The sequence below is a fragment of the Olleya aquimaris genome (assembly GCF_003259525.1).
GTDB lineage: Bacteria > Bacteroidota > Bacteroidia > Flavobacteriales > Flavobacteriaceae > Olleya > Olleya aquimaris.
Genome location: NZ_QLLO01000001.1, coordinates 600,645 through 610,028, shown reverse-complemented (window position 1 = coordinate 610,028; position 9,384 = coordinate 600,645). Strand labels below are relative to the sequence as shown.

Annotated in this window: 6 protein-coding genes; 1 reads left to right on the top strand and 5 read right to left on the bottom strand. The window is 33.6% G+C overall.

Translation table 11 applies throughout. The annotated features are described in order from the left end of the window. On the bottom strand, nucleotides 1–3,902 hold a 3,902-nt coding region (locus LY08_RS02630; protein ID WP_146603191.1), incomplete at its 3' end, for a choice-of-anchor L domain-containing protein. Between the two features lie 255 nt (nucleotides 3,903–4,157). Between LY08_RS02630 and LY08_RS02625 the strand changes: the two genes are divergently transcribed. Then, a complete protein-coding gene (locus LY08_RS02625) occupies nucleotides 4,158–4,970 on the top strand; it encodes a mechanosensitive ion channel family protein (RefSeq protein ID WP_111658873.1) in 813 nt (270 codons plus the stop codon). Between the two features lie 2 nt (nucleotides 4,971–4,972). On the opposite strand, the gene tsaB is transcribed toward LY08_RS02625, so the two are convergent. From tsaB to LY08_RS02605, 4 genes are read right to left on the bottom strand one after another with little or no spacing between them, the layout of a single operon-like run. After that, nucleotides 4,973–5,641 (bottom strand): tRNA (adenosine(37)-N6)-threonylcarbamoyltransferase complex dimerization subunit type 1 TsaB, encoded by a 669-nt coding sequence (tsaB, locus tag LY08_RS02620; protein ID WP_111658872.1) that lies wholly within the window; start codon nucleotides 5,639–5,641, stop codon nucleotides 4,973–4,975. Nucleotides 5,642–5,643: 2 nt separating this feature from the next. Beyond that, nucleotides 5,644–6,981, bottom strand: a complete 1,338-nt coding sequence (locus LY08_RS02615; protein WP_111658871.1) for a TolC family protein — start codon at nucleotides 6,979–6,981, stop codon at nucleotides 5,644–5,646. Next, complete coding sequence (locus LY08_RS02610) at nucleotides 6,965–8,083, bottom strand: efflux RND transporter periplasmic adaptor subunit (protein ID WP_111658870.1); 1,119 nt, start codon at nucleotides 8,081–8,083, stop codon at nucleotides 6,965–6,967. The genes LY08_RS02615 and LY08_RS02610 overlap by 17 nt, the downstream gene beginning before the upstream one ends. Nucleotides 8,084–8,140: 57 nt before the next feature. Then, a complete protein-coding gene (locus tag LY08_RS02605; protein ID WP_111658869.1) occupies nucleotides 8,141–9,382 on the bottom strand; it encodes an ABC transporter permease in 1,242 nt (413 codons plus the stop codon). Nucleotides 9,383–9,384 lie beyond the last annotated feature (2 nt).

Below are 9,384 nucleotides of genomic sequence, written 5' to 3'. Positions count from 1 at the left end.
GGCTCACCATTTAATAGTGTTGCTGTTTGACTGTCTAAATCAAAGCTGGCAAACCCATCGTTATCGTCATCACATTCTACTAATGGTGTTGGATTAGCTACTGGTGATGGGATTGGGTTGACTCTTAAATCTAAGGTTATGGTACTAACACAGCCTGTTACGTTATCTTCTGCTCGGATATAAACCGTTTGTGGGTTAACCACATTGGTATATGGACTAACAATCTGATTTGCTGCGGTTGCATTGTCTGCTCCTGCTTGTGTGTCGTAATATGTTAATGTAATTCCGGTTTGTCCGTTTAAGATTTGTGCATTGGCATCTTCTAAATTAAAAGCTTCTACCTCATCTCCTGGATTGTTATAATCACACAATTCTAATGAGTCTGGTTGTACTAATACTGGTAATGGATTGACTATTAAATCCATTGTCGTGATTGTTGAACATCCATTGGCATTATCCTCTACACGCACCCAAATGGTTTGCATATCTGGTGTGGTATTGGTATAGGCGTTTGGTGTGGCTATAGCATTTTGTGGTACTGCTGCATTGGCTGCAGTCTCATAAAACGTAATGGTGTAGTCTGTTGCTGCTAAATCGTTTGATGCATCTGCATCTAATTGATTTAAAATCTCTGGATTGTTTGATTCTAAATCAAATACTGCTATACCATCTGCATCGTTATCACAAACTTCTAGTGGGCTTGGATCTGTTATCTGTGGTGTTGGATTAACAATTAACACTAGATCGACAAAACTGGCACAGGCTGTTGCTATTGTTGCGCTTTCTACACGTACATAAATGGTTTGCATATCTACCACTATGTTGTTATATGGACTAACTAGTGCATTGACATTGTTTTGGGCATCACTTGGTGTTTCGTGATATGTTACTGTTAAGCCTGGTGCGCCTCCTGTGATTTCGGCTTCCGCATCACTTAGTGTAAATACGCCAAAACCATCACTGTCTGGATCACAAAACTCTAATGGTGTTGGTGTAAAGGCTACTGGTGCTTGCTCGACATCTAATTGCAAAGTTGTGGTTGTGTAACAGCTTGTGTTGACATCCTCTACGCGTACAAAAATGATTTGTGGATTACTAATATTTGTGTAAGGTATTGGTAATGGATTAACTTCCATATCTGCATCCATTTGGGTTAGATAATACGTTACTGCATACGCTGGATTACCACCACTAATCTCATTGTTTTTGATGCTTAAATCTATTGCAGTGAAACCGTCTGGGGTTGCATCATCACAAACTTCTAGAGGTGAAGGAGGTGTAACTGTTGGTAGCGCATTTACAACCAAATCAAACTGTGTAGAACCATAACAAGAGGGATTGTTATTGTCATTTACCCTAACATAAATGGTCTGTTGTGGTGTTGTTAAGTTTTGATATGCTCCAGGATTTAAAATAGGATTAGTCTCAGTAGCTACATCTGCCATATTTTCATAAAAAGTAACTGTAAAATCTGTTGGGTTTTGAGTCCCTAAAATTGCAGCTTCTTGACTAGTTAAATCGAAGATTTCAAAACCATCATTTGAGATATCGTCACAAACTACCATATCCATAGGTTGATTTGCTGTAGGATTTGGGTTTACAAATAATCTAAAACCACCATGAGGCAATTGGTTTGCTGAATAACAACTTGGGTCTAAAACACTTTCAATTCTAACAAAAATATATTCGTTATTACTACCATTGTACGGACTTATCAATGCATTACTATCTGTATCTGCATCTGCAAAAGAGTTGTGATAAGTTACTGTGTAATCTGATGGTAATTGGGTTCCTAAAATGGAAAGTGTTTGAGATTCTAAATCAAATAATTCAAAACCATCATTGGAAGGATCATCACAAACTTCCATATTAGAAGCAGGATTAATTACCGATATAATTACATCTAAATTAAACGAGCTAATATCAGAACATGTTTCTGATAAAGCATCTTCTATTCTTACATAAATAAGCTGTGGATATGTTCCAGACCCAACATAATTTACAGGGTCCAGAATTGGGTTTACATCATTTTGTGCATCGACTAACCTATCATGATAACTTACATTAACATCTGCAGCATTTTGTGTTCCTATGACTTCAGCATCATTAACTGTTAAATCAAAAATTTCTGAACCAGCTGAATTGAAACAGGTAAATACATCAATAGTATTTTCCACCATAGGACCTGGAATAAATTCTATTAAAATAGAATCTGATGCCTGACAAGTTGAAGAAAATACAATATCTACACTATAAACTCCTGGTGATGTTGCGTCTAATGTAGAACCTGTTTCTCCTGGTATCACATTACCATCTAAATACCATGTATGAGTAGCTGTTGGTAAATTGGTATCTAATGGAATAATCCCTCCACTACAAATAGCATTTCCTTGAGCAATAGTAACGTCGTCACCTAATTCTCCTCCTAAATTAAAAGTACCTGCTCCTAAAAATACAGCAGCATTGTAAGCTGTATCAAAAGCATCTGCAATTACTAATTTTATATTATAAGTGTTATTAGGTATTACATTTGAAAACGCAGTCATTGACCTAGTGTATCCTCTAAAATTAATTGGATCGTTAACAGTAGGTAAACCTGTAGCACCATAATAAGAATCAAAATATTGTGGATTAACTGATGCGCAACTTGCGTTATAAGCATCGTCTCTAACCGTAAATACAGAAACAACATCTGTAGTACCTGGTACAACTGCTAAATTAGTTGTAACTCCAGTTGTAAGGTCTGTTAATAAAAAGGCAAATGCATCTGTATAACTACATTGGAAAGTACCATACTCTTCAGAAGCAAATAAAAAGTCAAAGCTTATAGTGTTTGCTATTGGCACAAAATCGAATTCTATAAAAGTAGCATCGTTTGAATCTCCTAAATTTAACGAAGGTATCGCATTTTCTAAGTCAGCATCACCAGCCCAACCACCACTACTTTGTGTGCCAGTTTCTGGACCTTCTGCTTCCATCGCATCTCCAGAATTAAGAACAATTCCAGCTTCAAATGGGAATGCTCCAGGTATTGCAGAGAAATAGCCTATACCGTTTTCCTGACCAAAATTTGACCCTGTACTCCAATTGATATTGGATACAGCTGCACACGGACTATCTATTAGGACATCTTCAATTAATTGAGGAACAGTGTAAGTTGTTTGGTCGACATCAATGTATGGACTTAATACTTCTACTTGAATTGTTGTAGACTCTGAACATCCTGTTGGATTTGTATCTGTAACTGTTAATGTTGCTGTAAACGTACCAATATTATTATAGGTGTGGTTTACTGTTTGACCCGAACCTGTAGTTGCGTCTCCAAAATTCCAAGAATAGACTGCTCCAGTCCCATCATCTTCAAATGTAGCACTACCATTAAATGTAACATCACCTCCTAACGGAATTTGAACAACACCAGCATTAGCTGCTGGAACCGTAGAATCTATACTTGGCGTGATAGTTTGACAAGATTGAAGACAAGATATATTTGCTGCCCAACCTAGTGTATTTGCACTAGTGTCTGAAACAAATTGGAAGGTTAAACATCCTGTTGGACTAGTAGGAGAAGCAGAGACTGTCCCAGGATTATTAGCAGCACCACCACCAGAATACACCCCAATTACTGGAGCTGTAGTATCGTCACCATCATAAATAGTTAATTCATCTAAACCAATTTGAGTACTAAACAATGTAAATTGTAATTGTATAAATTGTTCTGGTCCATCTGGACAGATGGTCATTACAAAGTTTTCACTATCTGCATAGTTACTTGCATTTCCTCCTGAATCATAAAACACACCAGAACATTGATTAAATGTCCCATTTAGCATATTTATATCTTGAGAATACGTATTAATTAACGACGCTAAAAAAGTTATAGTGAGTAGAAATTTTTTCATTTCTTTTTTATAAAAAGGGTTTATCAATGGATTAATTTACAATTATACTAAAATATCGCCTAATAAATCTGCTCATTTAACCATAAAACTCGTTGAAAAATCTAAATCAAAAAAGATAACATCCTAACTGTTTAACAGAAAAATAAATAAAGGAGTACAACCATATCTAATATAACATTTCAAGTTTAATTTTTCCTACCTGAAAGTAAGGTTTACTATATATGTATATATTTGTAAGAACTTAAATTTATACAAATGGATTTACAACAATGGATTGACAAAGGTGTAGAACTTTCACTAGAATTTGGACCTAAATTATTAGCTGCCATTATAATATGGATTATTGGTAGTATTATAATTAAACAAATTTCTAAAGCATTAAAAAAATTAATGTTGTCAAGAAATTATGATGTTAGCTTACAAAAGTTTCTTTTAAACCTAATTAATTGGATTTTAAAAATTGTACTTATAATAGTTGTTTTAGGTACCTTAGGAGTTGAAACTACTTCATTTGCTGCTATCATCGCTGCTGCTGGTTTAGCAATCGGACTGGCTTTACAAGGCTCACTAGGTAATTTTGCAGGTGGTGTTTTAATTATGCTATTTAAACCTTTTAAAATTGGTGATTTAATAGAGGCACAAGGTGAAATGGGTGTCGTTAAAGAAATACAGATATTTACAACTAAAATTACTGGATTATCAAACCGAGAAGTTATTATTCCAAATGGTGCGTTGTCTAATGGAAATATTATTAACTACACGACCGAAGGAACTAGACGTGTAGATTTAATTTTTGGTGTAGGTTATGATTCTGACATTAAACAAACAAAAGACGTATTAATGAAAGTGTTAACGTCAAACCCCAAAGTCCTTAAGGAGCCTGCACCAACGGTTAATGTGATTGAACTAGCTGATAGCTCTGTTAATTTTGCTGTAAGACCATGGTGTAAAGCAGAAGACTATTGGGCTGTTTATTTTGAAACAACAGAAAACACTAAGGAAGCATTAGATGCTGCAGGTATAGATATACCTTATCCACATACGGTAGAGATTCAAAAAAAGGGATAAGCTTATTTAGCTTTTGTCCCAACAAAATCTTTTAAATAAAAAGGCTCAAAATAAGCGACATCTTCGGTGTCGTTTTTTTTGTATTTACTATATGATAAAGCACTCATTTGATCAGCTGAAGGCAATTTAGCCTCAATAAAAAAAGCATTTTCATTATTGATTAATGTTTTAGTTTTTTCTACACCATTACCAATAAAGTAAATTTTGTTTTTTTCTAATTCATCTTCAAACGATGTCTCATCTAAAATTTGAGCTTCAATAGCTCTAACTTCGTTATAATTAGCGTCAAATATAGCAGAATACACTTCTAATCGTCTTGCATCTAACATAGGTACTATCAAACCTTCTTCAATATGTACCTGATGTGCTAAAGCTTCTAATGTAGACACTGCAATTAATGGCTTATTTAAAGCATAACATAAACCTTTAGCTGCAGATACACCTATGCGTAAACCAGTATATGATCCTGGACCTTTACTAACTGCAATTGCATCTAGTTGTTTGGCTTCAATTTGTGCTTCTTTTAAAACTGCTTCAATATAAACATGTAGTTTTTCTGCATGAGAAAACCCATTACCATAATCTTCTTTTAATACCAAAGTCTCTCCATTGTTAGATAGAGAGACTGAGCAGTTTGTGGTAGCTGTTTCTATATTTAATATTAAGGCCACTTTTATTGAGTTATTGGTTTATCAAGATAAAAGTCTAAAACTTTTGTTTTGAAGATAAAATCATACTTTGCATTAATCAAAGAGGACTCTGCGTTTACTAATCGTAATCTTGTTTGCTCTAAATCAAAAGCATTCATTGCTCCAATATTATAACGCTCTTGAGAATTTTGAAAAGCAATTTGTTGCGCTTCTAAACTTACTTTAGCAGCTTCATAAGATAAATATGCAGCTTTAGCATCTGCAAATGCACGTTGTACATTAGCTTCTACATTAAGTTTTGTTTGTTCTAAGTTAAGCGATGCGTTTTCTTCTTGAATTTGAGACCTTGCAACATTAGTTTTATTTTGAAATTGTGAAAATATAGGAATGTTTACATTAACACTAAAACGATGACCTTTTTGTTGATTTAATTGATCAAAAAAGGAAGCTTCTGTATCAAATAAATTGGTGAAAAATACATTTGAACCAAATCCATAACTTAAAGAAACAAACGGTAAAAATCCACTTTTTGAAATTTCAGTATTTAGTTCTGCGTTTTCAATATTTTTTTCAGCCACTTTTACCTCGTATCTGTTATCCAACGCATAGTTAACAATTGGTTGCGCATCATTATACATTAATTCTGCTGCAGGATTATCAATATTTATGACTTCTATTTGAAACCCTTCATAAGGCAATTGTAATAATTGAGAAAGCGTAAGTAATGCTAAATCATAATTATTTTGAGCTACAGTCACACTTTGTAAATCTCTACTTAACGTGGCTTTTGCATCAAATATATTTGCTGCTGGTTGTACACCTGCATCTACTAAATCCTCTACTTGCTTTAGCTGTTTTTTGGTAAATTCAAATTGAGCTTTTGCAATGTCTAAGTTTTCGATATTAAACAATACATTTAAATAGGCGTTTACTACGTTTAAAGAAATATCATCTTTAATTCTATTTAATTCTAACTGATTAGTCTCTAAATTTAATTGAGATTGCTTGTACAAGTTTGTTAACCTGAAACCATTAAAAACGGTTTGATTAGCACTTATACTAACACTAGTACTATTGTCTGTTCTGTCTACAAATTGTCCTGGAAATAACTCTCTGTTACCTAAAGATAAACTATGTCCTAAGTTAGCATTTACACTAGGTAAAAACTGACCTTTTGATGCAATTATGTCTTGCTCATTAGATACTAAAGTATTTTGTCCTTGTAGGATTGTTATGTTATTTTCAAGCGCATAGGTCACACACTCTTGCAGTGTCCACTTTTTTTCTTGTGCTGAAGCAGAAAAACCTACAAACAACATTATTATAGTTATAACCTGTTTCATATTAATTGTCGTCTTCATCGTTATCTTCTTTAGATGCTTTATTCCACACTTTAATTTTATCACCTTCTTTTACACCTTCTGTAATTTCTACATTTATTCCGTCAGACAACCCTAGTTCTACATTTTGTTTTTCGAATTTTCCTGGTTCTTTTTCAATCTCTACAAAAGGTTTTTCTGTAATTCTGTTAAACTGAAGTAAGGATTCTTTGATTACTAAAGTGCTGTCTCTGCTTTCCATTTCAATTTCTGCATTGGCACTGTAACCAGCTCTAATTTTTGTTGAAGGTTCTACATCTACATCTGCTTTAATTGTAAATTGTACTGCGCCATTTTCTTCCATTCCTTTAGGTGCAACAAACGTTAATTTTGCTGGAAATTCTTTTTCGTTAATGGCTCCTAAAATGACTTTTATTTCTTTTCCTTCTTCTAGTTTACCAACTTCAGCTTCGTCTACTTTTCCTTCAAAAATCATTTTGCTCATATCAGCAATGGTAGCTATGGTTGTCCCTGCATTAAAGTTATTACTTTCAATAACTTGATCACCTTCACGTACTGGGATTTCTAAAATAGTACCTGGAATTAATGCAATAATATTGGTATTAGCAGAGCCACCACCAGATAAAGACCCTCGCTTTATAATTTGGTAATTATTTTGAGCTTGATTTAATGTTTCTTGAGCCTGATTTAAAGCCAACTCGCTATTTTCAAAATCTTGTCTAGAAATGACTCCTTTTTCAAATAAAGTTTTATTTCTGTCATAGATAGTTTTTGCATTATTGTACGATAGTTTAGCGGTTGCAATTTGACTACTTGCACCAACCAAACTTTGCTCGTTTGGTACTACTCTAATTTTAGCAATAACATCCCCTTTTTTTACAATGTCTCCTTCTTCTACTAAAATTTTATCGATAATTCCAGAGATTTGAGGTTTTAACTCTACTTCTTCTTCCGGATTAAGCTTACCAGTTGCTACTGTTTTTGTATTAATTGAAGTATAAAAAGGTTCAGCTGTTTTAAAATCTTCAACAGATTTTTCATTTGAATCCTTAAAATATTTTAACACCCAAACTAGTGCTAAAATTAAGACTACTACGATAATTATTTTTATTAATTTTTTCATTTGGTTATGGATTATTCTGTTGCTTGTACGTTTATAATTTTATTTTGATTGATTTTTTTATTCTTCTCTTAAAGCGTCTATTGGCTTAACACTTGTTGCTTTAAATGCTGGTATTAACCCAATTAATGTTCCTAAAATGACTAATATTATTAAGGCTATAAATACTACAGAAATTGATACAGACGCATTTACTAATACTGCTTCTGGACCTTGTCCAAAAAACGTATCGACAAAAATAAGTAGCAATCCACCACTAATAATACCTAGTAATCCAGCTATTAATGTAATAAACACTGCTTCTAAAATGACTTGTCTTTTAATTTCAAAAGGTGTAGCTCCTAAAGCTCTACGTACACCAATTTCTTTGGTACGTTCTCTTACAGTAATTAATAATATGTTTCCAATTGCAAAAACACCTGCTATTAAAGTAGCTATTCCAACAAACCATGTTAAAAACTGCATTCCTGTTAAAAAACCCGTGATTTTTGCAAACTCTTTTCCTAAATTAAAACTACCAAATGCACGATTATCTTCTGGGTGTACTTGATTTAAATTTCTTAAAATTAGTTTAGCATCCAATTCTATTTGAGAGATGTCATATTCTGGCTTACCAGTAATCATCATCCATCCAATGTTTTCTCCCATATTATAGATTTGCTGAAAAGTGGTGAATGGTATGTGGATATCACTAGATGGTCCCATATTAGCATTACCAGTTTCAAACATACCAACAACTTTAAAATTCATGCTGTTAATTTGAATGTATTCCCCTATCATTTCGGCATCTTTTTCAAACAGTTGCTTGTAGATTTCTTCTGAAATAACGACAACTTTACGATTTAAATCAATGTCTGTTTGATTGATGAAACGTCCTCTGATCATTTTCTTTTTTTGAACCTGATCCAGTAAAGGGTAGTCACCATTTATACCAAAATTACCTGATAAAAAATTATGAGTTACTAAAGCCGAACTTTGATTACGTGGTACCACAAATTCGATACCATCTACATTTTCTTCAATTTTTTTGGCATCACTAATTTTAAGTGGTACTTGGCGTCCTTCTTGAAACCCTTTAAAAGGTTTACTTGTACTTTGCGACCAAACAAATACGCTGTTTGTAGCAAAACTACCAAACAGTCTGTTAAAGGAGTTTTCTATACCACGAGCAGAACCTAATAATGCAATTAGGAGTAAGATTCCCCACCAAACACCAACCATGGTTAATGCTGTACGGAGTTTGTTTTTCCCTAAGCTATCAAAAACCTCTTGCCACGTATCTCTTTCAAATAAAAATCGCATAG

Excerpts from the sequence above, each read along its gene's own strand:
- LY08_RS02625 (WP_111658873.1), top strand. The coding sequence starts at position 4,158 with ATGGATTTACAACAATGGATTGACAAAGGTGTAGAACTTTCACTAGAA.
- LY08_RS02615 (WP_111658871.1), bottom strand. The coding sequence starts at position 6,981 with ATGAAGACGACAATTAATATGAAACAGGTTATAACTATAATAATGTTG.
- LY08_RS02610 (WP_111658870.1), bottom strand. The coding sequence starts at position 8,083 with ATGAAAAAATTAATAAAAATAATTATCGTAGTAGTCTTAATTTTAGCA.
- LY08_RS02605 (WP_111658869.1), bottom strand. The coding sequence starts at position 9,382 with ATGCGATTTTTATTTGAAAGAGATACGTGGCAAGAGGTTTTTGATAGC.